This window comes from Streptomyces sp. NPDC050423 (assembly GCF_040655445.1).
Taxonomy (GTDB): domain Bacteria; phylum Actinomycetota; class Actinomycetes; order Streptomycetales; family Streptomycetaceae; genus Streptomyces.
The window spans coordinates 333301-356362 of record NZ_JBFAJY010000001.1 but is presented as its reverse complement, the minus strand read 5'-3'; the positions used below and the strand labels follow the sequence as shown (position 1 = coordinate 356362).

Here is a 23062-nt window from a genome sequence, read left to right as displayed (position 1 = left end):
CATCGCCCTCGTCGGGGTGGCGACGCTGATCCCCCGTATCCCCGTCCCGGACGAGAAGCCGCAGCTGAAGCGGGAGATGGGCACCGGAGGGGGCGGTGCTGTGCGCGACGGGGTGTCAGGCCGTGAGGGCCTGCTTCACCTGGGCCAGGCTCGGGTTCGTCATGACGACGTCCTCACCACCGCCGGCGGGAGCCACGAGAACCGTCGGGACCGTCTGGTTCCCGCCATTCGCCTTCTCGACGAAGGCGGCGGAGTCCGGGTCGTGCTCGATGTTGATCTCGGTGTACGCGATGCCCTCGCGGTCCATCTGGCCCTTGAGCCGACGGCAGTATCCGCACCACGTGGTGCTGTACATCGTCACAGTGCCCGGCATGTCTTCGCGCTCCTCTGTCTCATCGGTCTCGGCAATCCCGCCACATCCCGTCTCGGTCTCTTCCGTCACACGGAGAAGCCGGGACGCGCGTTGCCGCCCGAAGGGAGAACGTACGTGACCTGGCCACCATTCCCGGCGCCGTTCCCTACTGGCCGGCGCCGTTCCTCATTAGTACGACGGATACGGCACCCCTGTGGACAACTTCCACGTCCGCCCCTTTCGACCTGGCAGCATGGCGGGGTGACATCAGCAACGCATTCCACCCTCTTCCCTCAGGTCCCCGACTCCGCCGACGCCGTCCTCGACGGGCTCGACCCCGAGCAGCGCGAGGTCGCCCTGGCCCTGCAGGGGCCGGTGTGCGTGCTGGCCGGAGCCGGTACGGGCAAGACGCGGGCCATCACGCACCGCATCGCCTACGGGGTGCGCGCCGGGATAATCCAGCCGACGAGTGTGCTTGCCGTCACGTTCACCAACCGGGCCGCCGGCGAGATGCGGGGGCGGCTGCGCCAGCTCGGAGCCGGCGGGGTGCAGGCGCGGACCTTCCACTCCGCGGCCCTGCGCCAGCTCCAGTACTTCTGGCCGAAAGCAGTCGGTGGCGAGCTGCCCCGGCTGCTGGAGCGCAAGGTCCAGCTGGTGGCCGAGGCGGCGGCCCGCTGCGGCATCCGGCTCGACCGCAACGAGCTGCGCGATGTCACGAGCGAGATCGAGTGGGCCAAGGTCACCCAGACCGTGCCCGCCGACTACCCGGCCGTGGTCGCCAAGTCCCAGCGGGACGCCCCGCGCGATCCGGCCGAGATCTCGCAGGTCTACGCGATGTACGAGCAGCTGAAGCGGGACCGCACGGTGATCGACTTCGAGGACGTGCTGCTCCTGACCGTCGGCATCCTTCAGGACCGGCACGACATCGCCGACCACGTCCGCCGTCAGTACCAGTACTTCGTCGTCGACGAGTACCAGGACGTCAGCCCGCTCCAGCAGCGGCTGCTCGATCTCTGGCTCGGTGACCGGGACAACCTCTGCGTCGTCGGTGACGCCAGCCAGACGATCTACTCCTTCACCGGAGCCACCCCCGACCACCTGCTGAACTTCCGCACCCGCCACCCCCGGGCCACCGTCGTCAAGCTCGTCCGCGACTACCGCTCCACGCCCCAGGTGGTCCACCTGGCCAACGGGCTGCTCGGCCAGGCCCGCGGCAGGGCCGCCGAGCACCGGCTCGAACTGGTCTCGCAGCGCGAGCGCGGCCCCGAGCCCGCCTATACGGAGTACGCGGACGAGCCCGCCGAGGCCGAGGGCACCGCCCGTCGCATCCGCGACCTGATCGCCGCGGGCGTCCCGGCGGGCGAGATCGCCGTGCTCTACCGGGTCAACTCCCAGTCCGAGGTCTACGAGCAGGCCCTGGCCGACGCGGGGGTGCCGTACCAGCTGCGGGGCGCGGAGCGGTTCTTCGAGCGCGCGGAGGTACGGGAAGCGGGAGTCGCCCTGCGCGGCGCCGCCAGGGCCGGGGGGAACGACTCCCTGCTGGACGATGCGCAGGGGCTGCCCGCCGAGGTCCGCGCGGTGCTCTCCACCAAGGGCTGGCGGAGCGAGCCGCCCGCCGGGTCCGGGGCGGTGCGCGACCGCTGGGAGTCGCTGGCCGCACTGGTCAGGCTCGCGGAGGACTTCGAACAGGCCAGGCCGGGCGCGACCCTCTCCGACCTGGTCGCCGAGCTGGACGAGCGGGCCGCGGCCCAGCACGCCCCCACGGTCCAGGGAGTCACGCTCGCCTCGCTGCACTCGGCGAAGGGCCTGGAGTGGGATGCCGTGTTCCTGGTCGGGCTGACCGAGGGCATGATGCCGATCACCTACGCCAAGACGGACGAGCAGATCGAGGAGGAGCGCCGGCTGCTGTACGTCGGAGTCACCCGGGCTCGCTTCCACCTCTCGCTGTCGTGGTCGTTGGCCCGCTCGCCCGGCGGCCGGGCCGGCCGCCGCCCGAGCCGCTTCCTGAACGGGCTGCGCCCCGGCTCGGCGTCCCCGGGCTCCCGGGGTGCGGCGGGCGGCAGCGGGGGCATCGAGCGCCCGGCGGCGGTCCGGCGCAAGCAGCGTGGGCCCGCGCTGTGCAGGGTGTGCGGCAGGACCCTCACCGACGCCGGTGAGATGAAGCTGATGCGCTGTGACGACTGCCCGTCCGACATGGACGAGGCGTTGTACGAGCGGCTGCGCGACTGGCGCGCGGCGCGGGCGAGGGAGATCAGCCAGCCCGCCTACTGCGTGTTCACCGACAAGACGCTGATGGCCATCGCGGAGGCGGTGCCCGGCAGCGAGGGCGAACTGGCCGGGATCCCCGGGGTCGGCGCGCGGAAGCTGGGCCGTTTCGGCGCCGCGGTGCTGGATATCTGTGCAGGTGGGGACGGGTTGGAGGGGCCTGCGGAGGCCGACGAGGGCATGTGAGGAAAACTCGTCGAAAAAATAGTTTGCGCCCGCCCCAGTCGTCACCATAGGTTCTTAACCACGGGAACAGCGACTTCTCTGAAGCCCTGATCCTGTGCTGTACTTATTCCGAATACGTAGGACCGGCTTGGTCGGTCCGCCCGAGACGCCGAGAGGAGGCGATTGAAGTGATCAGCATCATCGAGACCAACAAAATGACCGATCTCTCGGTCGTCTCCGCCTGCTCGCTCGGCCTCGCCTGCTCTTCGACGTCTTCCCTGCGTGGCACCGGTATGTCCGGCATTTCCGCCGTCAGCCCGCTGTCCCTGGTGAGCCTTCCCGAGCGGGAGCGCAATGAGCGACCGACCCAGGCGCCGGCAGCAGCAGTAGCGAAGGGACAGGCCCAGGCCTATGCCTTTGCGGCCGTCGGTGCGGGAGCGGAAGCCGGAGCCAAGAAGCAGACGACGCACCACCACACGATGTGGGCCTTCCGTGGGCCTGAACCCTGGAGAGATCCAGCCTGACCGACAATCAGGCCGGCGCCTTCAGGGCCGCGGAACCCCACTCGGGATCCGCGGCCCTTTTGTTTTGTCCGAACGGACGAGACAGCACGAAGGAGCCTCGGGACAAGCAACACCTGGTACCAGCCGCCCCCCGGCCAACAGGCCGGAACGACCAGACGAGGACACCACCACCGTGCAACTCGAAGCGCACGCCCCGTCAGTACCGCCTTCCGAAACGATCCCCCCGCCCGGCCTCACGGAGGACTCCACCTTGACCCCGCTCACTGCGCTCACCGCGCTCGACGACGCCATCGAGAACCTCGGCGTGCCCGTCCCCTGCCGTTCCTACGACCCCGAGGTCTTCTTCGCCGAGTCCCCGGCCGACGTCGAGTACGCCAAGTCCCTCTGCCGCACCTGCCCGCTCGTCGAGGCCTGCCTCGCCGGCGCCAAGGAGCGCCGCGAGCCGTGGGGTGTCTGGGGTGGCGAGCTCTTCATCCAGGGTGTCGTCGTTGCTCGCAAGCGGCCGCGTGGCCGTCCTCGCAAGAACCCGGTCGCAGCGTGATCGCCGGCCTGGGGGTTGCGGCCCCCAAACCCATGAAGCGCATCGGAACCATCGACCGTCCCCAGACCCACGATCCCCGAAACCAGGAACCAATGACCATCCCCACGAGGGAGCCCGTCGGCTCCGCGACACCGGACGTCACCATCATCGGCGCGAACGACTCGCGTCAGAACAGGACCCGTGAGATGCAACTCATCCCAGAAGCCCTGGCTCGTGCTCATATGCACGACCGCCTGCGGGAAGCCGACGCGGAACGTCAGGCCGTGCGCCTGATCCACGCGCGGCGGATGCAGCGCCGGGCCGAGCGCGCCTCGATGCGTGCCCGGCGTGCGCTGGCCATGGCGGTCATGCACTGAGCCGAGCAGGCTCGAACACCAGCAGGACCGAACACCAGCAGGACCCGACACCAGCAGGACCGCTGCGGGGCAGCCGCTCTCCGACCCCGCAGCAAGCAGTACCCAGTACCCACATCACCACCCCTGCCTCGGGGCCGGTCCACTCGGACCGGCCCCGAGGCCGTGCCGTGTGGTGCCGTACCATGCCGGACTGCGCCGACGGAGTTATCGTCGCGAGGTGGACGAGGAGACGCAGGAACCCGAAGCGGCGGGCACCGAGGGCGTCGTATGTGCCCTGTGCGGTACCGGACCCGGGAGCGACGACGCACCGACGACCTGGATCTGTTCCGTGGAGAACGGCAGCCGTCGCTACTTGTGTGACAGCTGTGCGCGCAGCCACATCAGGGCCATCGAGGGCCGGCTCGACTCCGCCTGGTGGTGACCTGACCAGCCGCTACTTGACCTCCGCGCCGGCCGCGGCGCCCTCCACGGGCTCGTCCACCGCCGCGAACCCGTCCGTCGCCTCGTCCGTCGCCTCGAACTCGGCCGGAGCTTCCTCGGGCCGCTCCTCCCCGGCTCGCTCCTCCACTTCCTGCGGCAGGAATCCCGGCAGCCAGGCTTCGAGTTCCTCACGCAGCCGGACCGTCGCACCGAGCTGGCACAGCACCCCTATCGTGCTCAACGTCACGCGGTGTATCAGCAGATAGGCAGGCGGCAGATTCAGCTGCTTGCCCAGCTGGTGGGCGGGGGAGCGCGGATCAGCTATCCGGGCGGCCTGATTGCGCATCCAGCTCCGGCTGAAGGCGAACTCCTCCACCAGCGCCGGTTCGATGATCGGCTGGAGGTAGTCGAGCACCGCGTCCGGGGCGAGGTCGATCGAGTCCTTGACGAAGCCCTCGTCGCGCAGCATCTCGTACACACCGTCCGCGTCGCCCTGGAGCGTCAGCCGCAACGAGTCCCCGATGGGCTGCGGAAGCCCGCCGGGCAGCCGGTCGACCGTCCCGAAGTCGAGGACACCGAGCCGCCACTGAGCCGCCCCGGTGGTGTCCTCGGTGCCGTCGGCGTCCGTGGCGTGGCCCGTCTCGTCCGCGTCCGCCGTGCCGGCCGGCTCCGGGGGCAGCAGCCGGAAATTGCCCGGGTGCGGGTCGGCGTGGAGCAGCCCGGTGCGCGCGGGGCCGGAGAACAGGAACCGGGCCAGCAGCTGTCCGGCCCGGTCCCGCTGCTCCGCGGTCCCGTCGGCGATCACATCGGCCAGCGGCACACCGTCGATCCACTCCGTGACCAGCACCTGATCGGACTGGTGGACCACGCCCGGGACCACGACGTCGGGATCGCCCGCGAACTCCTCGGCGTGCTCCCGCTGCGACCGCGCCTCCTGTTCGTAGTCCAGCTCTTCCGACACCCGGTCGCGCATCTCTGTGATCAGCGGCTTGATGTCCATGCCGGGAATCAGCGGGCCGAGCAGCCGGGCGAACCGGCTGAGCTGGGTCAGGTCCGAGAGCAGTGCGTCCCCGGCGCCCGGGTACTGCACCTTCACCGCGACGTCCCGCCCGTCGTGCCACACCGCCCGGTGCACCTGCCCGATCGAGGCGGCGGCCGACGGCTTGTCCTCGAACGTCAGGAACAGCTCCCGCCAGTCCTCACCGAGCCGCTCGGCCAGCACCGCGTGGACCCTGCCCTCCGGCATGGGTGGAGCGGCCTCCTGAAGTTTGGTGAGGGCCGCGCGGTAGGGACCGGCGACCTCCTCGGGCAGGGCGGACTCGAAGACGGACAGGGCCTGTCCGAGCTTCATCGCCCCGCCCTTCAACTCGCCCAGGACCTTGAAGAGCTGGTCGGCGGTGCGCTGCTGTACCTCGCGGGCGACCAGTTCCGCGGACTTCCCGCCGATGCGCTTGCCCAGCCCCCAGGTGGCCCGGCCCGCGAACCCCAACGGCAGCGCGGCCAGCTTGGCGGTTCGGGTGACCGCCTTCCGGGGAAGATCAGACATATGCCCCTCCAAATCCCAGACTGCCGCGCTGCGTGCGGCGGTTACCCGGCCATTGTGTCGTGCGCCGTGCCGGCCCCGGAGGTGCGCACCCCCTCAGTGTGCCCACCCGCTCCACAGGAACAGTCGAGGTGTGCCCGGATCTGCTCCGACCGCCAGTCCAACAGCGGCAGCGCGGCTTCCCACCGGGCCCCTGTGCAGGCGGGCAGCTCCCCGTCGAGGAAGGACAGCGCGTGGGCGGCCGCCAGACCTGCCACCGCGGTCGCCAGGCCCAGGTCACAGGCCTGCACGGCGGTGCGCCGCCCGGACTGCCACTGAGCCAGCATCCGCGGCCACTGCGGGTCCCGGTCGCGTCGGTCCAGATCCAGACACCCCGCGCACGCCGTACCGCCCGGCAGCACCAGGGGCCCGACGAATCCGGTGGCCTCGATCACTCCGGCGTAGAGGTGCGGTGTGCCCGAGGCGATCCACGGCTCGGCGGTGCGCGGATCGGGGACGTAGGCGGAGAGGCTCTCGCGAGGGGCGACCACGATCAGGGACAGGCCCGGCTCGCCGCGCGCGGGCCCGCCCGACGACAGTGTCGCCCGTGCCGCCGGGCCAGGGGCCGAGCGCCGGACCAGTTGCCGGGCCGCGGTGTCCCGGCGCTCTCCGGTCGCCGAGGGCGGCAGCCCTCCGGGCGAGACGTCGCCCGGCTCGGCGCATCCCCCGTCCAGCACCTCGACGTGCCCCACCCCGGATCCGGAGAGCACCGCGGCGACGGCCGCACCGACCCGGCCGGCTCCTCGTACCTGGACGCGCATGGAGCGGCGGGCGGCCAGCCGGCGCAGCCCGCCGCCGGGCTCGGGATGCACGACGGAGAGTGACGCAAGGTCCGGCCGGTGACGCTCCATGGCGTCCGCCCGGTTCCGTAACGCATCGGCTTCCGGCCCGCCGGCCCGCACATCGTCGATGAGTCCGGCGTCGGACAACCGCGTGACGAGTGTGTCCACTTGGCGTTCGGTGAGATCCAGCGCCCTGGCCTCTTCACGCAGCAGCGGCATCCCGCGTGTTCCGTCGAGGAGCTCCAGGAAACAGCCCGTCGCGATATCCATCGGGCCGACCTTCACCGCGTGTGCGGGCGTCACACCGAATTGGACGGTGCCGCGGCCGCGCCATGCGCGGCGCAGCGCGGGCTTCAACATCGGATGCACGGCTTCCTCCTGGTCTGTGTGGCTGCGTGAGATCCATCGCCAGAATGCAGCGGGCCGCGGAAGCGGGTGCAAAGTTATCCACAGGCAGGGGGTATTAGTCGTTCAAATGGTGCAAGCCATGGGGTGGATCACGTGTGAACCGTTCGGGAGACGGGACTTCCCCCACGGGCAGCGGGTAACGTCGTGCCGTGCCCGCCGACCCGTCACCCGGTTTCGCCGGGGAGACCCCCGCGCGCAGCGCCGGAATCCATCAGCGCAGTGCGGAAGACCGCCCGCCCCGCGGCTCGGCGACGAGCGCGGTCGAGGTCCGCAGGAGCTCCCGCCGCAGCAGAACGGTCTCCGCGTACCGGGAGGGTGACCGCACGATTGTGCTGATCCCCGCCCGGATGTCCGAGGCCGAGGAGCAGCGCTGGGTGAGCGTGATGCTCGACAAGCTGGCCGCCCAGGAGAGCAGACGCATTTTCGGCGACAGCGAACTCGCCGAGCGGGCGGAGCGATTGTCCGCGCAGTATTTCGAGGGCCGGGCCAGACCCGTCTCGGTGCGGTGGGTGACCAATCAGAACACCCGGTGGGGGTCCTGTACCCCGGCCGAGGGCAGCATCCGCCTGTCCCACCGGCTCCAGGGGATGCCCGAGTACGTCGTCGACTACGTGCTCGTCCACGAACTGGCTCATCTCCTGGTGCCCGGACACGGTCCGCGGTTCTGGCGGCTCCTGGACGCCTACCCCCGTACCGAGCGGGCGCGCGGCTATCTCGAAGGGGTGGTGGCGGCCGACCGGCTGCCGCACCTGCCCGCCGCACGCGGCGAGTGACGTTCGGTGATTCTGTACCGGGTCTGTACCGGCTTGGTCGGGGGCCCGACTTTGCGGTTAGCCTGACGCGACGCATTCAGCTTCCGGATGGGGGACGGTCGTTACGCATGGCCAGGGAATTCCAACGCGGCCACAAGGCCAAGATCAGCGATCTCACGCCGGGGACGGACCTGTACGTAGGTGTGCAGATCGCCGGCCCGGGACTGACCTTTGACATCAGCTGCTTCGGCCTCGATGCCAATGAGCAGCTCTCCGACGACCGGTACTTCATCTTCTTCAATCAGCCGAAATCGCCCGAGGAGTCCATTCAGCTGCTCGGCGCCCAGGCCGGTGACACCGAGTCGTTCCGCGTGACTCTGGACCGTATTCCGGCGAGCATCCACAAGCTGTCGTTCACCGCGACGCTGGACGGCGCCGGACAGATGGCGCAGGTCGGCCCCGGCTACATCCGGATCGTCGCGGGTGGCGAGGAAGTCGTCAGGTACGCCTTCACCGGCTCGGAGTTCACCACCGAACGTGCGGTGATGCTGGGTGACTTCTACCTCAAGGACGTCTGGCGGTTCGCCGCTGTCGGCCAGGGCTTCGACGGCGGCCTCGACGCGCTGCTGAAGAACTTCGGGGGCGAGGTCGCCGAGGAGGAGCCCGCCGCTCCGCAGCCGCAGTCCGCCGTCCCGTTCGCCCCGCCCGCCCAGGCGGCCGCGCCCGCCCCGTCGTTCGGTGCCCCGGCCGCACCGCAGATCCCGCAGCCCGCACCGTCCTTCGGCGGACCGCCCGCGCCGGCGCCCACACCGCAGCTGCAGATGCATGCCGCGCCCACCATCGTGGCGCCGTTGGTCCCGCAGGGCGGCAGCGTGCCCCCGCCGCCTTCGCCCCCGCCCGCTCCGTACGGACATCCGGGGCAGCCGCCCCAGCAGCCGCAGTTCGGGCAGGTCCCGGGGCAGCCGGCCGCGCCGTACGGACAGCCGGCTCCCGCGCCGTACGGACAGCCGGCTCCGGCCCCGTACGGACAGCAGCCTCCCGGCATGCCGCCGGGTGTGCCCCAGGGCGTGCCGCAAGGGGCGCCGAAGACCGGGGCAGGTCTCCTGGCCGCGCTCCAGCCGTACAAGGAGGCGGCCACCGGCCAGCGCTGGACCGCGCAGAACCAGCAGCTCATGCGCGTCGACCTCACCAACGGCGGCGGGGGAGTGCTGGCCAGGCAGGGCAGCATGGTGATGTACCAGGGCAAGGTCGACTTCGGCTACAAGGGCGCAGGTTTCGCCGGCCGGATCGTCGGCAACGCCACCGGTCAGGAAATGCAGCTGATGCGCTGTACCGGCAACGGGCAGGTCTTCCTCGCCGAGGACGGCTCCCATCTGCACGCGGTCGAGCTCCAGGGCGACGGCATCTGCGTCTCCGCGGAGAACGTCCTCGCGTTCGACGAGTCGCTGCAGCACGAGGTCCGCAGGATCGAAGGCCACGGCATCCCCGGAGGCGCCCTGTTCACCATGCAGTTCCAGGGCACCGGCACCGTCGTCGTCAAGACCCACGGTGTGCCGGTCGTCCTGCCGGTCACCCCGACCACCTTCGCCGACTGCAATGCCGTCGTGGCGTGGTCGGCGGCGTCCCAGGTGATCGTCTCCAGCCAGGTCCGGCTGCGCCGCAACGCCTACCCCGGGCACAGCGGGGAGACCGTGAACCTCCAGTTCCGGGGCGCACCCGGCAACTTCATCGTCGTCCAGCCCTACGAGGTCTGAGGGAGCCCGTCATGAATCAGCAACTCGCGGGCTACGCCCCGACCCCCGTCACGGCCCGGATGGAGAACCACGGCCACTCGATGCTGAAGGTCGCCATGGCCACCGGCCAGGACCTTTACGCGCGCACCGGCTCGATGGTGGCGTACGAGGGCTTCATCCAGTACGAGCCCAATCCGCCCGCCGTCCGCCAGATCGCCTCGCAGTGGATCACCGGCGAGGGCACACCCCTGATGAAGTGCGCAGGTGACGGACTGCTCTACCTTGCCGACTACGGCGCGGATGTGGTCGTCATCAATCTCAACAACGACTCCCTCTCGGTCAACGGCACCAACGTCCTCGCCTTCGACGGCCATCTCACCTGGGGTGTCGAACGGGTCAAGGGACTGGCCAAATTCGCCGGCCAGGGCCTGTGGAACGTCTGCATCTCCGGCACAGGCTGGGTCGCCATCACCTCGCGCGGCACGCCGATCGTCGTCGACTGCGGGCGTGGCGAGGACGAGACGTACGTCGACCCCGACGCCCTGGTGGCGTGGTCCCCGAACCTCAAGGTGAAGGGCAAGCGCAGCTTCAAGGCCTCCTCGCTCATCGGGCGGGGCAGCGGAGAGGCGTTCCAGATGGCCTTCTCCGGCGAGGGGATCGTCGTCGTCCAGCCGAGCGAGGACAGTACCGACCGCCTGCGGGTCCGGAACTGACGGGGAGGGAGAACACACCATGCAGAGTCCGCTCTTCAGCTACACGGAACAGCAGTCCCAGGACCGGTACACGGTTCAGAACCCGCAGCTCCTGCGGGTCTCGCTGACCGGCCAGGAAGACGTCCTCGCCCGCAAGGGGGCCATGGTCGCGTACCAGGGGCTGATGGAGTTCGACGGCGAGTACCAGTCGCACGGACAGCGCCGGGCCCGCGCGAGCACCGGTGAGGGCCTCGACCTGATGCGCTGCTCCGGGCAGGGCACCGTCTATCTCGCCAACCTGGCGCAGTACGTCCACGTGGTGGATGTCGACCGCGACGGCATGACGGTGGACAGCGCGTACGTCCTGGCGCTCGACTCGTCGCTCCACACCGAGGTCATCGCGGTGGACAGCCAGTACGGCATCTCGGGCACCGGCAAGTACCAGCTCAACATCTCCGGCAGCGGCAAGGTCGCCCTGATGACCTCCGGCCAGCCCCTGATGATGCAGGTCACGCCCGACAAGTACGTCAACGCCGACGCGGACGCCGTCGTCGCCTGGTCCAGCTCCCTGCGCGTGCAGATGCAGGCCCAGACGCACTCGTCGGGCGTCATGCGCCGACGCGGCAACACCGGAGAGGGCTGGGAGCTCAGCTTCCTCGGGCAGGGCTTCGCCCTGGTCCAGCCGAGCGAGGTACTGCCGCCGCAGAACGCCCAGATCGGCCAGGGGATGGCCGCCCAGTTCGGCATGGGGCAGCAGGGGATCCACGCCCAGAACCAGAACAACGCCTGGAACTGAGCCATCCGATCGGTAAGGGGCGGCCTCCTGGGAGGCCGCCCCTTACCCGTGCTGTCGTCGCTCCCGCTACCGGACGCCGTCCAGTACCGCCCGCGTACGTTCCACCAGACGCACCACCGAGGAGTCGGCGACCCCGGCGACCTCGTCGTAGGCGAACCAGCGAAGGTCCAGCGATTCGTCACTGATCCTCTCCGTCGAACCCGACGGTGCCAGTGCCGCGTACTGGACGTCCAGGTGCCAGTTGCAGGGCGCCGGGATCGGATGGCGGTCCAGAGTGACCGGGCCGCCCGCCAGCAACGTCAGACCGGCGATGCCCGATTCCTCAGTGGCCTCGCGCAGCGCCGCACCGGCCAGCGTGGCGTCCCCGGTCTCGCAGTGGCCGCCCATCTGCAGCCACATCCGCAGCTTCCGGTGCAGCGTGAGCAGCACCCTGCCGCGCTCCGGGTCCACGACCAGCGCGCTGGCCGTCAGGTGCCCGGCCCCGCAGGCCTTCCACATGCCGTCGGGATACAGCGACAGATGGTCCAGATAGGCCCGGCGCAGCTCCTCCTGGGCGGCGTCCGCACCGCCTCCGTAGCTCTTCAGTACGAGAGCGGCGTCGTCGTGCAGGCTCACTTGTCGGTGTCGTCCTTGTCGGTGTCGCCCGTGCTGCCCTCGCCTGAGCCGTCGCCGTCCGTACCGCTGCCGGCCTTGCCGTCGGCGTCGTCCGGGCCGGGCCCGGCCTTGCCGTCGGTGCCGGACGCGGGCTTCTGCGGCCCGTTCGCGGCCTCGCCGAGCATCTTGTCCAGCTCGGAGAAGTCCAGCTGCTCGTGGTGCACGAACCCGTCCGGGTCGTCCAGGTCGTGGGCGGTCGGCAGCATGTCGGGGTGCTCCCACAGCGCGTCGCGTCCGTCGACTCCCCGTGCGTCCGTGAGCGAGGCCCACAGCCGCGAGGCGTCACGCAGCCGCCGCGGACGCAGCTGGAGACCGATCAGCGTGGCGAACGTCTGCTCGGCGGGACCGCCGGAGGCGCGGCGCCTGCGCATCGTCTCGCGCAGCGCGTCCGCCGAGGTCAGCCGGGACTTCGCGGCCTCGTGCACCACGGCGTCCACCCAGCCCTCGACCAGCGCGAGCGCCGTCTCCAGCCGGGCCAGGGCGGCCTTCTGCTCCGGGGTGTCCTCCGGCTGGAACATGCCCTGCTGGAGAGCTTCCTGCAGTTGCTCGGGCTGCGACGGGTCGAACTGGCCGACCACGTCCTCCAGCTTGCTGGTGTCGACCTTGATGCCGCGCGCATAGCCCTCCACGGCACCGAACAGATGCGAGCGCAGCCACGGCACATGGGCGAAGAGCCGCTGGTGAGCGGCCTCGCGCAGCGCCAGGTACAGCCGCACTTCGTCCTGCGGCACGCTCAGGTCCTTGCCGAACCGCTCGACGTTCAGCGGAAGCAGCGCGGCCTTGCCGGCCGGGCCCAGCGGCAGCCCGATGTCGGTCGAGCCGACCACCTCGCCCGCCAGCACGCCGACGGCCTGCCCGATCTGCTGGCCGAACATAGCGCCGCCCATCGACCGCATCATGCCGATCAGCGGGCCCGCCATCGCCTGCATCTCCTCGGGCAGCACATCGCCCATGGCGAGGCCGACACGCTCGGCCACCGGGTCGACCAGCTTCTGCCAGGCGGGGAGGGACGCCTCGACCCACTCCGCACGGCTCCAGGCCACGGTGGAGACCGAACCGGACGGCAGCGACGTCGCGCCGTCCAGCCAGATGTCCGCCAGCCGCAGCGCCTCGTCGACCGCGGCACGCTCGGACGGGCCGACGCTCGCGTCCTTGGTGCCGTCCGCGGTGCCCTGCGAGACGGTCTGGCGGGCGATCTGCTTGGCCATGTCCCAGTTCACGGGACCGCCCTCGTAGCTCAGCATCTGGCCGAGCTGCTGGAAGGCGGCGCCCAGGTCGTTCGGGTTCATCGAACCGAACATCGCGGCGAAGGGGTTGTCACCGCCCGCACCGGGGCCGAAGCCGAGCGGGTTCGCCGGACCGCCCGAACCCTGCCCACCTCCGGTGGGGTCGTTCTTCTTGCCATGGTCGCCGTCGTCCGGCTCCTCCGGCGGAAGGCCGAATCCGAATGGGGTGTCACTCACGGGTTTCCTCGGCTCGTAGGGCCGCCGGATCGAACCGACGGCGACTGCCCGACATCACCATCCAGCGTAGACACCAAGTCCGCTCAGGGCCTCAGTGCTCCGTCGGCTCCCTGCCTGCGGCAGGATGGACGCCACCTGGTACGTACGCGTCATTCGGGTACGTACTGAAGACAACCGCTGGAGACGCCCGGTGAGTTCCCCAGATCCGCAGGTTCGCGCAGCGCGAAACCTGGCCGACCCGCTGTCCGAGAACAAGAGCGAGAACAAGGCCGAGAACAAGCCCGAGGACAAGACCGTCCGGAGCCGCTCCAGGAGCCGCGGCCCCGTCGTGGCCGTCACCGGAGCCGCGACGGGTGTCGGCGAGCTGCTCGCGGCCCGCCTCGCGGCCTCCGAGGAGATCAAGCAGGTCATCGCCATCGACGAACGCCGAGGGGAGGTCTCCGAGGCGACCTGGCACATCCTCGACGTCCGTGACCCGGCCATCGCGGAGAAGCTGCGAGGCGCGGACGTCGTGGTGCACCTGGCGCTCGATCTCGATCTGGAGACCGACGCCGCCGCCCGCACCGCCTACAACGTGCGCGGCACCCAGACCGTGCTGACCGCCGCCGCGGCCGTGGGCGTCCACCGGGTCGTGCTGTGCACCTCCGCGATGGTCTACGGCGCGCTGCCCGACAACGACATCCCGCTGGCCGAGGACGCCGAGCTGCGGGCCACCGCGGAGGCGACCGGCGTCGGCGACCTGCTGGAGATCGAACGGCTCGGCCGCCGCGCGCCCCGCGCCCACCCCGGACTCCAGGTCACCGTGGTCCGTCCCACGGTGCTCGTCGGCGGTACCGACACGGCACTGACCCGTTACTTCGAGTCACCGCGCCTCCTCGTCGTCGCCGGATCGCACCCCACCTGGCAGTTCTGCCATGTCGACGACCTGGTCACGGCGCTGGAGTACGCAGCGCTGGAGAAGATCGACGGGGAGTTCGCGGTCGGCTGCGACGGCTGGCTCGAACAGGAGGAGGTCGAGGAGATCAGCGGCGTCCGCCGGATGGAGCTGCCCTCCGCCGTGGCGCTCGGCGCCGCCGCCCGGCTGCACCGGATCGGCCTCACTCCGTCCCCGGCGGGGGACCTGGCGTACACGATGCATCCCTGGGTGGTGAGCGTGAGCCGGCTGCACGACGCCGGCTGGCGCCCGAGCTGGACGAACGAGGAGGTGCTCGCCGCGCTCCTCGAGGAGGTGGAGGGACGGCACACCGTCGCGGGCCGCCGGCTCGGGCGCAAGGACGCCACCGCGGCCGGTGCCGCCGGTGCGACGGTGGCCCTGCTCGGTACCGCCGCCCTGGTGCGACGCGCCCGCAAGGCGCGCCGCCGTATCTAGCCCCGCTGCCGAGCGGGCGCCGAGCAGGTCCCGGTGCCTGTAGGAGGCTCCAAGGGTGACGGCGGCCCACCAGCGGAAAGCGCTATTCCGTGATGCCGGCGCGGTGCGGCACGATGGCATGCATGGCACCCACGCATGACCACCCCGGCGAGCAGACGGCACAGGACCCGATCCGGCTGCTGGAGATCCGCGACACGCCGTTGTCGGTGGACGAGATCTTCCGTGCCGTCGGCGACGACGCCGCCGGCGGCACCGCGCTCTTCGTCGGCACTGTGCGTAACCACGACGGCGGCCAGGACGTGGGCGCGCTCGGCTACTCGTGCCATCCCTCGGCGCAGGACGAGATGCGCCGGGTGGCGGAGAGGGTCGTCGCCGCCTTCCCGGTCCGGGCGCTGGCCGCGGTCCACCGAGTGGGTGAACTGGAGGTGGGCGATCTCGCCGTCGTCGTGGCGGTCTCCTGCCCGCACCGCGGAGAGGCCTTCGAGGCCTGCCGCAAGCTCATCGACGACCTGAAGCACGAGGTCCCGATCTGGAAGCACCAGCGCTTTTCGGACGGGACGGAGGAGTGGGTCGGCGCCTGCTGAGCGCAAACCGGCCGGGCGGACTTCCGCCCCGATTTGCGTAACCGCACCCCTGCCGTGAGCGTTGGCTCTGCAGATGGTTAATCTGCTGATAGGTCAGTTGCGGTTGCTCATGGGGCAGGGAGGTCGTCATGGCAGCACTCGCCTGGTTGTTGATTCCGCTTTTCGCTGCGCTCGGTGCTGCGATATGGGGAAGCTGGGCCGCCCGTAATCGCACGACCGGCGATGTCACCGAGCTAGCCGGCTACGCCCGGTTCCGTGAAGCGATGGAGAAGTCGCACTCCGGTTCGGAGCCGGTCGAGCAGATATCGAACGTCTGACGCCGCGCCGAACGTACGCGGTTGCCAATCCGCACCACGGCATCGCCCGCCCAGGCTTTCCCGGCGCACCCCTCGCGCCCCGCCCCGGCCCCGTACGGACCGGCCCCGGCGGTGCACAAACAGACCCTTCCCGTACTGTCGTTCCATGCCACGCCGCACCGCGACGATGCTCGCCTCCACGCTGGTCCTTATCGCGCTGATCTGCGCAGGTCTGCTGATCAAGGTTCCGTACTCGGAGATGTCCCCCGGGCCGACCGTGAACACGCTCGGTGAGGTCGACGGCGAGCCCGTCCTGCAGATCAAGGGGCGCACGACGTACAAGACGTCCGGCCATCTCAACATGACGACGGTCAGGGTCACCGGCGCGGACTACAACATGAACATCGTGGAGGCCCTCTACGGATGGCTGGGCCATGACAGCCTGGTCGTACCGCACGACACGCTCTACCCGGACGGCAAGACCGAGCAGCAGTCGACGCAGGAGAACGCCGAGGAGTTCAGCCAGTCCCAGGAGAGCGCCAAGGTCGCGGCCCTCACCGAACTGGGCATTCCGGTCTCGTCACGGGTCGTGGTCTCCACGGTCATCAAGGACAGTCCCTCGCAGGGCAAGCTGCACGCCGGTGACGTGATCAAGGCCGTCGACGGCAAGACGGTCAAGCAGCCCGAGGACGTCGCGAAGCTCGTCACCCAGCACAAGCCCGGCCAGGACGTCACCTTCACGGTCATCCCGGCCAAGACCGCGGCGACGGCCGAGAAGGCCGGCAAGGAGCCCAAGGGCACCGAGGAGATCACCCTCACCACGGAGAAGGCCCCCAAGGAGGACCGCGCGATCGTCGGCATCCAGGCGGGGACCGACCACACCTTCCCGTTCGAGATCGACATCAAGCTCGCCGACGTGGGCGGCCCGAGCGCCGGTCTGATGTTCTCTCTCGGCATCATCGACAAGCTCACCCCGGGACAGCTGACGGGCGGCAAGTTCGTCGCGGGCACCGGGACGATCGACGACAAGGGCAAGGTCGGCCCGATCGGCGGCATCAACATGAAGCTGGTCGGCGCGCGCAACGCCGGGGCGCGCTACTTCCTGACCCCGGCCGACAACTGCAAGTCGGCCGCCTCCGACACCCCCGACGGACTCACCCTGGTGCGGGTGAAGACGATCGACGACGCCAAGAAGTCGCTGGACAGGATCCGCTCGGGGGACACGGCCGGCCTGCCGAGCTGCTCGACAGGCTGACCGCGTCCCCGCACCGGCGGGGTCAGGACTCGAAGGTCGCGGCCAGTGCCTCGGCCAGCCCCGGCACCAGACCGGCACCGGTCAGCACGTCGTTCGGGGAGTCCTTCTCCCGCAGCCGCACGGCCGACTCCCGCGCACCGTCCCGCAGGACGGCCACGGTCATCCGCACCTCCTGACGGTCGGGGTGCTTGGCGACCCACTTGGTCAGCTGGGTGTCGTCGAGGCCGTCCGGTACGGAGGCCTCGGCGGACGGCGGCAGCATCAGCCGCTCCACCGTCATCGCGCACCCGACCACCGCGTCGGGCCAGGCGATCGTCGCGAGGAACTCGTCCAGCGCGGTGCCTGCGGGAAGCTCCTCCTGCTCAATAGGGGTGAGTGCGGCGGCCTTCGAGCCGTCGCCGTCGAGACCGAGCTGGGCGGCGAGGCCCGGCTCCTGGACCCGCAGCCTGGCGGTGTCGACGAGGGCGAAGAGCCGGGCGGGCTGATCCCAGCCGAGACCGGAGATGTATTCGTCGATTTCGAGCACCGCGACGGTGAGCGGGCTCGCGGCCATCGGAGGGCCTGAGGGGGAAACGTTGGACATGGACAACATCCTGCCTCCTTCCGCCCCCGGAACGGGAACTAGGTAAAGCCTCAGTAAGTTGCATAGGTGGGCTCTACGATCGCGGGGCCCGTTTCAACACGACCGCGAACTTTGAGGTGCGCACGTTGGCTTTCCAGATGCCGGACCGCGGCGGAGGCCCGACAGGGCCACGGATCAGAGTCGGCCGCCCGTCCCGGCGCGCCCGAACCCTGCTCATGACACTGGGCGTCCTGGCGATTCTCGCCATGGCGTTCGTCATGTTCGCGGGGTTCTGGACGGACTGGCTCTGGTACAGGTCGGTCGCGTATTCATCCGTCTTCACCACGACCCTGTGGACCAAGATCGGGCTGTTCCTCGTCTTCGGACTACTGATGGCCATCGCCGTCGGCGTGAACATCTGGCTCGCGCACCGGCTCCGGCCGCCGCTGAGCGCGATGTCGCTGGAGCAGCAGAGCCTGGACCGCTACCGGATGAGTCTCGCCCCGTACAAGAAGTGGGTGCTGCTCGCGATCACCGCGCTCGTCGGTCTGATCGCCGGAGCGTCCTCCTCCGGCCAGTGGCGTACCTGGCTGATGTACGTGAACGGCGTGTCGTTCGGGCAGAAGGACCCCCAGTTCCATCTGGACGTGTCCTTCTTCGCCTTCGACCTGCCCTGGTACCGCTTCCTGCTGGGCTTCGGCTTCGCGGCCACGGTGCTCTCGCTGGTCGCCGCCGCGCTGACCCACTACCTGTACGGCGGGCTGCGCATCACCAGCCCCGGCGCGCGGGCGACGGGGGCGGCCACCGGTCATCTCTCGGTGCTGCTCGGCATCTTCGTCGCGCTGAAGGCCGTGGCGTACTGGCTCGACCGCTACGGGCTCGCCGTGAAGTCCAGCGACTTCAAGGCAACGGACAACTGGACGGGCCTGCGGTACGTCGACGCCAACGCCTACCTTCCGGCGAAGACCATCCTGTTCTGCATCGCCGCGATCTGCGCGGTGCTGTTCTTCGCGACGCTCTGGCGCCGCACCTGGCAGCTTCCGGTGATCGGATTCGGGCTGATGGTCCTCTCCGCGATCCTGATCGGCGGGCTCTACCCCGCGATCGTGCAGAAGTTCCAGGTCCAGCCGAACGAGCAGGCCAAGGAAGCCCCGTTCATCCGGAAGAACATCGAGGCCACGCGTGACGCGTACGGCATCGACAACGCACAGGTCGACGACTACGCGGGCAAGAGCACCACGGACGACGACACGAAGCTCCGCGCCAGTGCGGACGCGGCGGCCAGCTACCGGGTGATGGACCCCAACGTCGTCTCCCCGGCCTTCCAGCAGCTCCAGCAGAAGAGGAACTACTACCAGTTCCCCAAGACGCTGGATGTCGACCGCTACAAGGACGAGTCCGGCAAGGAGCAGGACACGGTCATCGGTCTGCGCGAGCTCAACCTGCAGGGCATCCCCAAGCGCAACTGGATCAACGACCACTTCACCTACACCCACGGCTACGGTGCGATCGCCGCCCGGGGCACCACGACCGGCAAGAACCCGAAGGGATCTCCCGACTTCACCGAGTCGGGCCTGCCGACCACCGGTGAGCTGGGCTCGTACCAGCAGGAGATCTACTACGGCGAGAAGACCGAGCAGTACTCCATCGTCGGCGGGCCCCAGAAGGAGCTCGACTACGAGGAGGACGGCGAGAAGACCACCAGCTACAAGGGCAAGAGCGGGGTCAGTCTCTCCAGCGCGTTCAACCGCGCCGCCTACGCGGTGGCGTTCAGCGAACCGCAGATCCTGTACTCGGGAGCCATCGGTGACGGCTCGCGGATTCTGTACAACCGCACCCCCAAGGAGCGGGTCGAGGCGGTCGCTCCCTGGCTGACCATCGACGGCGACGCCTACCCGGCCGTGGTCAAGGGCCGCATCCAGTGGGTCGTCGACGCGTACACCACGACCAACGGCTACCCGTACGCCTCGCGCACGACGCTGGGTGACACCACGGCCGACTCGCTGACCACCAACCAGCGTGCGGTCGTCGCCCAGCAGAACCAGGTCAACTACATCCGCAACTCGGTGAAGGCCACCGTCGACGCGTACGACGGCAAGGTCAAGCTGTACGAGTGGGACACCAAGGACCCGATCCTCAAGACCTGGCGCAAGGCGTTCCCGGGGACCGTGCAGCCCAGGACGGACATCCCGAAGGACCTGATGGACCACCTGCGGTATCCGCAGGACCTGTTCAAGGTGCAGCGCGAGCTGCTGACCCGCTACCACGTGGAGAACCCCGCCCAGTTCTACAGCGGCAGTGACGCGTGGCAGGTCCCGGACGACCCGACCAACAAGGAGTCCGGTGCCGTCCCGCCGTACTACCTGAGCATAAAGATGCCGGACCAGACGGCTCAGAAGTTCTCGCTGACGACGACGTTCACTCCCAAGGGGCGGCCCGACCTCGGGGCGTTCATGGCGGTGGACGCCGATGCGTCCAGCAAGGACTACGGCACGATAAGACTGCTGAGAGTCACCACCACGGTGAAGGGTCCGGGCCAGGTACAGAGTGAGCTCAACGGCAACGACGACGTCGCCGAGTTCGTGAGGAACCTCAAGGGCACCGACTCCGACATCGAGTACGGCAACCTGCTGACGGTGCCACTCGAAGGGGGCTTCCTCTACATCGAGCCGGTGTACACGCGCGGTGGCACGCAGAACTATCCGCTGCTGCGCAAGGTCGCCGCCTCGTACGGGTCGAAGATCGTCTTCGAGAACAGTCTCGGGGAGGCGCTCAACGCGGTCTTCGGGGTGGACGAATCCGATACGAGCCGGCCACCTGTCGAGACCACGCCACCACCGGGCGACACCACGGAGCCGCCTGCCACCGGTGAGGCCGCGCTGAAGAAGGCGATCGCCGATGCGCAGAAGGCCTATGGGGAAGGCGAGGCAGCCCTGAAGAAGCAGGACTGGGCCGCCTACGGCAAGGCTCAGACGGAGCTGCAGGACGCGTTGCAGCGGGCAGCGGCCGCGCAGCCCAAGTCCGGCAGTACCGGTAAGCCGGACAAGGCCGATAAGCAGGACAGCTCCGCGAGTGCCGACAGCGGCGGCTGAGTAACCCGGTAAAGCTTCACCTTCGCGCCGTGGTACGGTTTGAACACAACGGCGCGGGGTGGAGCAGCTCGGTAGCTCGCTGGGCTCATAACCCAGAGGTCGCAGGTTCAAATCCTGTCCCCGCTACTGAAAGACGAAGGCCCGGATCCTTTCGAGGATCCGGGCCTTCGCCGTGTCGCCGTGACTTTTCTGTGCAGTGAGCGTGAAGTGCGGTTCATGGGGCACGAGTTGGGCAGGGACGTGTTTGACTTGTCTCTCTGTGGGCAAGTCGACAAAACGCTGAAGTGACCTCACTGGCCGCGATATACCAGGTGTACGCGGGTTACAGGTGGTGCGACGATGGTATTTATGGGGGACAGGGCAACTCTGTTGGAGACAGGGCGGTTTGTTCAGCGTCACGCCCATCCGGCGGAAAACGTGATGGATGTGGCATTTGCCGCCGCCGCACGGTACAACGACTACATCGAGACCGCCGAGACTGCGGAGTGTGCCGCGACCGTCGAAAGTGCAGAGACCGCAGAGTCCGCGGACGGCGTGGAGAACGCCGAGGGCGCGGAGACCGCAGAGAGTGCGGACAACGCCGAGAGCGAGGCGCGTCACCGTCGTGCCGCCGACGCCGGGGACACCGCGTCGATGAGCGTCCTCGGCGCGCTGCTGCTGCGCCGGGGCGACCTGACCGGCGCCGAGGCCTACCTGCGTGCGGCCACCGCTGACGGCGACCGTGCCGCGGCCAACAACCTCGGGGTCCTGCTGCACCAGCGCGGGTACCCGGACGAGGCGGCCGACTGGTGGCGGATCGCGGCGGTCGCCGGCTCCGCCGCGGCCGCGCACGCCCTCGGGCGCCACTACCGCGAGCGCGGCGACGAGCCCGGTGCCGAGTACTGGCTGCGCCAGTCCGCCGAGCAGGGCCACGCGCTGGGCGCGTACGCCCTCGCCGACCTCCTGGAACACCGCGGCGACGTCGGCGCCGAGCGCTGGCTGCGCGCCGCGGCCGAGCAGGGGCACCGCGAAGCCGCGTACCGGCTGGCACGCATGGTGGAGCGCAACGCGGCGGACGACGCGCACGACGCGTTCGGCCGCCCCGGACTCGGCCCCCGCACCGGAACGGACGGCGAGACCGGCACCGGCCGGCGCCGGGCCGCCGCACGCAAGGAGGACAGCCCGGTCGCCGGACCGGAGGCGGGCCGGGTCGGCGAGGCCGAGCAGTGGTACCGGCAGGCCGCCGCGCGCGGCCACCGGCGTGCCGCCCTGCATCTCGGCGCCATTCTGGAACAGCGCGGCGAGCTGAAGGAGGCCGGCCGCTGGTACCTCATCTCGGCCAAGGCCGGCGAGGCGCGGGCCGCGTGCGCGCTCGGCTTCCTGCTCCGCGACGCGGGCGACCGGGAGAGCGCGGCCGTGTGGTGGCTGCGCGCCGCCCAGGACGGCGACGGCAACGCCGCCAACGCCCTCGGCGCGCTGCACGCGGCCCGCGGGGAGCAGCAGACCGCCGAGCGCTGGTACCGCGCGGCCATGGACGCCGGTGACGTCAACGGCGCGTACAACCTGGGGTTGCTCTGCGCGGCCCAGGACCGTACGGCCCAGGCCGAGCAGTGGTACCGGCGTGCCGCGTACGCCGGCCACCGGGAGGCCGCCAACGCACTGGCCGTGCTCCTGCTCCAGGCGGGCGACGCGACCGGCGCGGAGCCCTGGTTCTCCAAGGCGGCCGAGGCGGGCAGCGTCGATGCCGCGTTCAATCTCGGCATCCTGCACGCCGGGCGCGACGAGGACCGGGCCGCCCTGCTCTGGTACGAGCGCGCCGCGGCGGCCGGCCACACCGAGGCCGCGCTCCAGGTCGGCATGGCGCTGCTGCACCACGGCGAGGAGCGGGAGGCCGAGCGCCACCTGCGCTGCGCCGCCGGTGGCGGCAGCGCGGAAGCGGCCTTCCGGCTGGCGGGGGTGCTGGACTCGCGGCAGCCGCCGCCGGGACCGCCCGCCCTGGGCGAGCCGATGCCGGAGAAGACCGAGTGCGAGGAGTGGTACGAGCGTGCGGCCGAGCAGGGCCACCGCCGGGCCCAGGTGCGCGTCGGGATGCTCGCCGCGGCCCGGGGCGACGTGGAGAGCGCCGGCCGCTGGTACCGGGAGGCGGCCGAGGCGGGCAGCCGCAACGGGGCGTTCAACCTCGGTCTGCTGCTCGCCCGCGAGGGCAGTGAGCGCGAGGCCGCGCTCTGGTGGAGCCGCGCCGCGAACGAGGGGCACGGGCGGGCGGCCCTGCGCCTCGCCCTGCTGGCCGCGCGCCGCGGTGAGCTCACCGAGGGGCAGCGGTGGTGCGCGCGGGCGGTCGAACTGGGGCCGGCGGAGGTCTCGGAGCGGGCCGCGCGGTTGCGCGAGGCGCTGCACCAGGAGCTGACCGCGTAGGCGGGTGCGGTGTGGGGCGAGGTGG

At 70.2% G+C, this 23062-nt stretch carries 21 protein-coding genes and 1 tRNA gene; 16 read left to right on the top strand and 6 right to left on the bottom strand.

Annotated features, from left to right (window positions below):
* Positions 1–115: 115 nt before the first annotated feature.
* Positions 116–373 (bottom strand): mycoredoxin, encoded by a 258-nt coding sequence (locus tag AB0I52_RS01500; RefSeq protein ID WP_362957436.1) that lies wholly within the window; start codon positions 371–373, stop codon positions 116–118.
* 240 nt (positions 374–613) lie between these two features.
* Here AB0I52_RS01500 and AB0I52_RS01495 point away from each other — a divergent pair, with 240 nt between their 5' ends.
* The 5 genes from AB0I52_RS01495 to AB0I52_RS01475 all read left to right on the top strand — a co-directional run bounded on the left by AB0I52_RS01495 (position 614) and on the right by AB0I52_RS01475 (position 4624).
* Complete coding sequence (locus tag AB0I52_RS01495) at positions 614–2803, top strand: ATP-dependent DNA helicase UvrD2 (protein WP_363067795.1); 2190 nt, start codon at positions 614–616, stop codon at positions 2801–2803.
* A 167-nt stretch (positions 2804–2970) separates the two neighbouring features.
* The gene (locus AB0I52_RS01490) at positions 2971–3306 is read left to right on the top strand and encodes a hypothetical protein (protein ID WP_363067793.1); all 336 of its coding nucleotides are present in this window, start codon (positions 2971–2973) and stop codon (positions 3304–3306) included.
* Positions 3307–3478: 172 nt separating this feature from the next.
* On the top strand, positions 3479–3847 hold the full coding sequence (locus tag AB0I52_RS01485) for a WhiB family transcriptional regulator (protein WP_362957428.1): 369 nt from the start codon (positions 3479–3481) through the stop codon (positions 3845–3847).
* 32 nt (positions 3848–3879) lie between these two features.
* On the top strand, positions 3880–4203 hold the full coding sequence (locus AB0I52_RS01480) for a hypothetical protein (protein ID WP_363067843.1): 324 nt from the start codon (positions 3880–3882) through the stop codon (positions 4201–4203).
* 217 nt (positions 4204–4420) lie between these two features.
* Positions 4421–4624 carry a hypothetical protein gene (locus tag AB0I52_RS01475; RefSeq protein ID WP_363067791.1) on the top strand — a complete coding sequence of 68 codons (204 nt, stop codon included), beginning with the start codon at positions 4421–4423 and terminating at the stop codon, positions 4622–4624.
* Between the two features lie 12 nt (positions 4625–4636).
* Here the strand turns inward: AB0I52_RS01475 and AB0I52_RS01470 are convergent, their stop codons facing one another.
* Both AB0I52_RS01470 and AB0I52_RS01465 read right to left on the bottom strand, forming a co-directional pair.
* Positions 4637–6169, bottom strand: coding sequence for an AarF/ABC1/UbiB kinase family protein (locus AB0I52_RS01470; protein ID WP_363067789.1), 1533 nt, complete (start codon positions 6167–6169; stop codon positions 4637–4639).
* 41 nt (positions 6170–6210) lie between these two features.
* Entirely contained in the window at positions 6211–7356 is a 1146-nt protein-coding gene (locus AB0I52_RS01465) for a ThiF family adenylyltransferase (protein WP_363067787.1), read from the bottom strand.
* A 188-nt stretch (positions 7357–7544) separates the two neighbouring features.
* Between AB0I52_RS01465 and AB0I52_RS01460 the strand changes: the two genes are divergently transcribed.
* The 4 genes from AB0I52_RS01460 (at position 7545) to AB0I52_RS01445 (ending at position 11368) form a co-directional block, all read left to right on the top strand.
* The gene (locus tag AB0I52_RS01460; protein WP_363067785.1) at positions 7545–8168 is read left to right on the top strand and encodes a M48 family metallopeptidase; all 624 of its coding nucleotides are present in this window, start codon (positions 7545–7547) and stop codon (positions 8166–8168) included.
* 107 nt (positions 8169–8275) lie between these two features.
* The gene (locus AB0I52_RS01455) at positions 8276–9901 is read left to right on the top strand and encodes a TerD family protein (protein ID WP_363067783.1); all 1626 of its coding nucleotides are present in this window, start codon (positions 8276–8278) and stop codon (positions 9899–9901) included.
* Positions 9902–9912: 11 nt separating this feature from the next.
* Positions 9913–10593 carry an AIM24 family protein gene (locus tag AB0I52_RS01450; RefSeq protein ID WP_362957410.1) on the top strand — a complete coding sequence of 227 codons (681 nt, stop codon included), beginning with the start codon at positions 9913–9915 and terminating at the stop codon, positions 10591–10593.
* Positions 10594–10612: 19 nt separating this feature from the next.
* Positions 10613–11368, top strand: a complete 756-nt coding sequence (locus AB0I52_RS01445; RefSeq protein ID WP_363067781.1) for an AIM24 family protein — start codon at positions 10613–10615, stop codon at positions 11366–11368.
* 66 nt (positions 11369–11434) lie between these two features.
* Here AB0I52_RS01445 and AB0I52_RS01440 read toward each other — a convergent pair whose 3' ends face one another.
* Both AB0I52_RS01440 and AB0I52_RS01435 read right to left on the bottom strand, forming a co-directional pair.
* Positions 11435–11983: an NUDIX hydrolase gene (locus tag AB0I52_RS01440; protein WP_363067779.1), complete on the bottom strand. Its 549-nt coding sequence runs from the start codon at positions 11981–11983 to the stop codon at positions 11435–11437.
* A complete protein-coding gene (locus AB0I52_RS01435) occupies positions 11980–13485 on the bottom strand; it encodes a zinc-dependent metalloprotease (RefSeq protein ID WP_363067777.1) in 1506 nt (501 codons plus the stop codon). The genes AB0I52_RS01440 and AB0I52_RS01435 overlap by 4 nt, the downstream gene beginning before the upstream one ends.
* Before the next feature lie 190 nt (positions 13486–13675).
* Here AB0I52_RS01435 and AB0I52_RS01430 point away from each other — a divergent pair, with 190 nt between their 5' ends.
* The 4 genes from AB0I52_RS01430 (at position 13676) to AB0I52_RS01415 (ending at position 16989) form a co-directional block, all read left to right on the top strand.
* Positions 13676–14854, top strand: coding sequence for an SDR family oxidoreductase (locus AB0I52_RS01430; protein ID WP_363067775.1), 1179 nt, complete (start codon positions 13676–13678; stop codon positions 14852–14854).
* A gap of 122 nt (positions 14855–14976) precedes the next feature.
* Positions 14977–15438, top strand: a complete 462-nt coding sequence (locus AB0I52_RS01425) for a molybdenum cofactor biosynthesis protein MoaE (protein ID WP_362957396.1) — start codon at positions 14977–14979, stop codon at positions 15436–15438.
* Between the two features lie 128 nt (positions 15439–15566).
* A complete protein-coding gene (locus AB0I52_RS01420; protein ID WP_362957393.1) occupies positions 15567–15755 on the top strand; it encodes a hypothetical protein in 189 nt (62 codons plus the stop codon).
* 145 nt (positions 15756–15900) lie between these two features.
* A complete protein-coding gene (locus AB0I52_RS01415) occupies positions 15901–16989 on the top strand; it encodes a PDZ domain-containing protein (RefSeq protein WP_363067773.1) in 1089 nt (362 codons plus the stop codon).
* Positions 16990–17011: 22 nt separating this feature from the next.
* On the opposite strand, the gene AB0I52_RS01410 is transcribed toward AB0I52_RS01415, so the two are convergent.
* Positions 17012–17581: a PPA1309 family protein gene (locus AB0I52_RS01410; protein ID WP_363067771.1), complete on the bottom strand. Its 570-nt coding sequence runs from the start codon at positions 17579–17581 to the stop codon at positions 17012–17014.
* A 128-nt stretch (positions 17582–17709) separates the two neighbouring features.
* On the opposite strand from AB0I52_RS01410, the gene AB0I52_RS01405 reads away from it, so the two are divergent.
* From AB0I52_RS01405 to AB0I52_RS01395, 3 genes are all read left to right on the top strand, one after another.
* Positions 17710–20643 (top strand): UPF0182 family protein, encoded by a 2934-nt coding sequence (locus AB0I52_RS01405; RefSeq protein WP_363067841.1) that lies wholly within the window; start codon positions 17710–17712, stop codon positions 20641–20643.
* A gap of 52 nt (positions 20644–20695) precedes the next feature.
* Positions 20696–20769, top strand: a tRNA-Met gene (locus AB0I52_RS01400).
* 213 nt (positions 20770–20982) lie between these two features.
* Positions 20983–23037 (top strand): tetratricopeptide repeat protein, encoded by a 2055-nt coding sequence (locus AB0I52_RS01395; RefSeq protein WP_363067769.1) that lies wholly within the window; start codon positions 20983–20985, stop codon positions 23035–23037.
* Positions 23038–23062: the final 25 nt, after the last annotated feature.

Bases quoted from the DNA above. Each gene is read 5' to 3' on its own strand.
- AB0I52_RS01500 (WP_362957436.1), bottom strand. From the start codon at position 373: ATGCCGGGCACTGTGACGATGTACAGCACCACGTGGTGCGGATACTGC.
- AB0I52_RS01480 (WP_363067843.1), top strand. From the start codon at position 3,880: ATGAAGCGCATCGGAACCATCGACCGTCCCCAGACCCACGATCCCCGA.
- AB0I52_RS01470 (WP_363067789.1), bottom strand. From the start codon at position 6,169: ATGTCTGATCTTCCCCGGAAGGCGGTCACCCGAACCGCCAAGCTGGCC.
- AB0I52_RS01455 (WP_363067783.1), top strand. From the start codon at position 8,276: ATGGCCAGGGAATTCCAACGCGGCCACAAGGCCAAGATCAGCGATCTC.
- AB0I52_RS01450 (WP_362957410.1), top strand. From the start codon at position 9,913: ATGAATCAGCAACTCGCGGGCTACGCCCCGACCCCCGTCACGGCCCGG.
- AB0I52_RS01445 (WP_363067781.1), top strand. From the start codon at position 10,613: ATGCAGAGTCCGCTCTTCAGCTACACGGAACAGCAGTCCCAGGACCGG.
- AB0I52_RS01425 (WP_362957396.1), top strand. From the start codon at position 14,977: ATGGCACCCACGCATGACCACCCCGGCGAGCAGACGGCACAGGACCCG.
- AB0I52_RS01420 (WP_362957393.1), top strand. From the start codon at position 15,567: ATGGCAGCACTCGCCTGGTTGTTGATTCCGCTTTTCGCTGCGCTCGGT.
- AB0I52_RS01415 (WP_363067773.1), top strand. From the start codon at position 15,901: ATGCCACGCCGCACCGCGACGATGCTCGCCTCCACGCTGGTCCTTATC.
- AB0I52_RS01410 (WP_363067771.1), bottom strand. From the start codon at position 17,581: ATGTTGTCCATGTCCAACGTTTCCCCCTCAGGCCCTCCGATGGCCGCG.
- AB0I52_RS01405 (WP_363067841.1), top strand. From the start codon at position 17,710: ATGCCGGACCGCGGCGGAGGCCCGACAGGGCCACGGATCAGAGTCGGC.
- AB0I52_RS01395 (WP_363067769.1), top strand. From the start codon at position 20,983: ATGGTATTTATGGGGGACAGGGCAACTCTGTTGGAGACAGGGCGGTTT.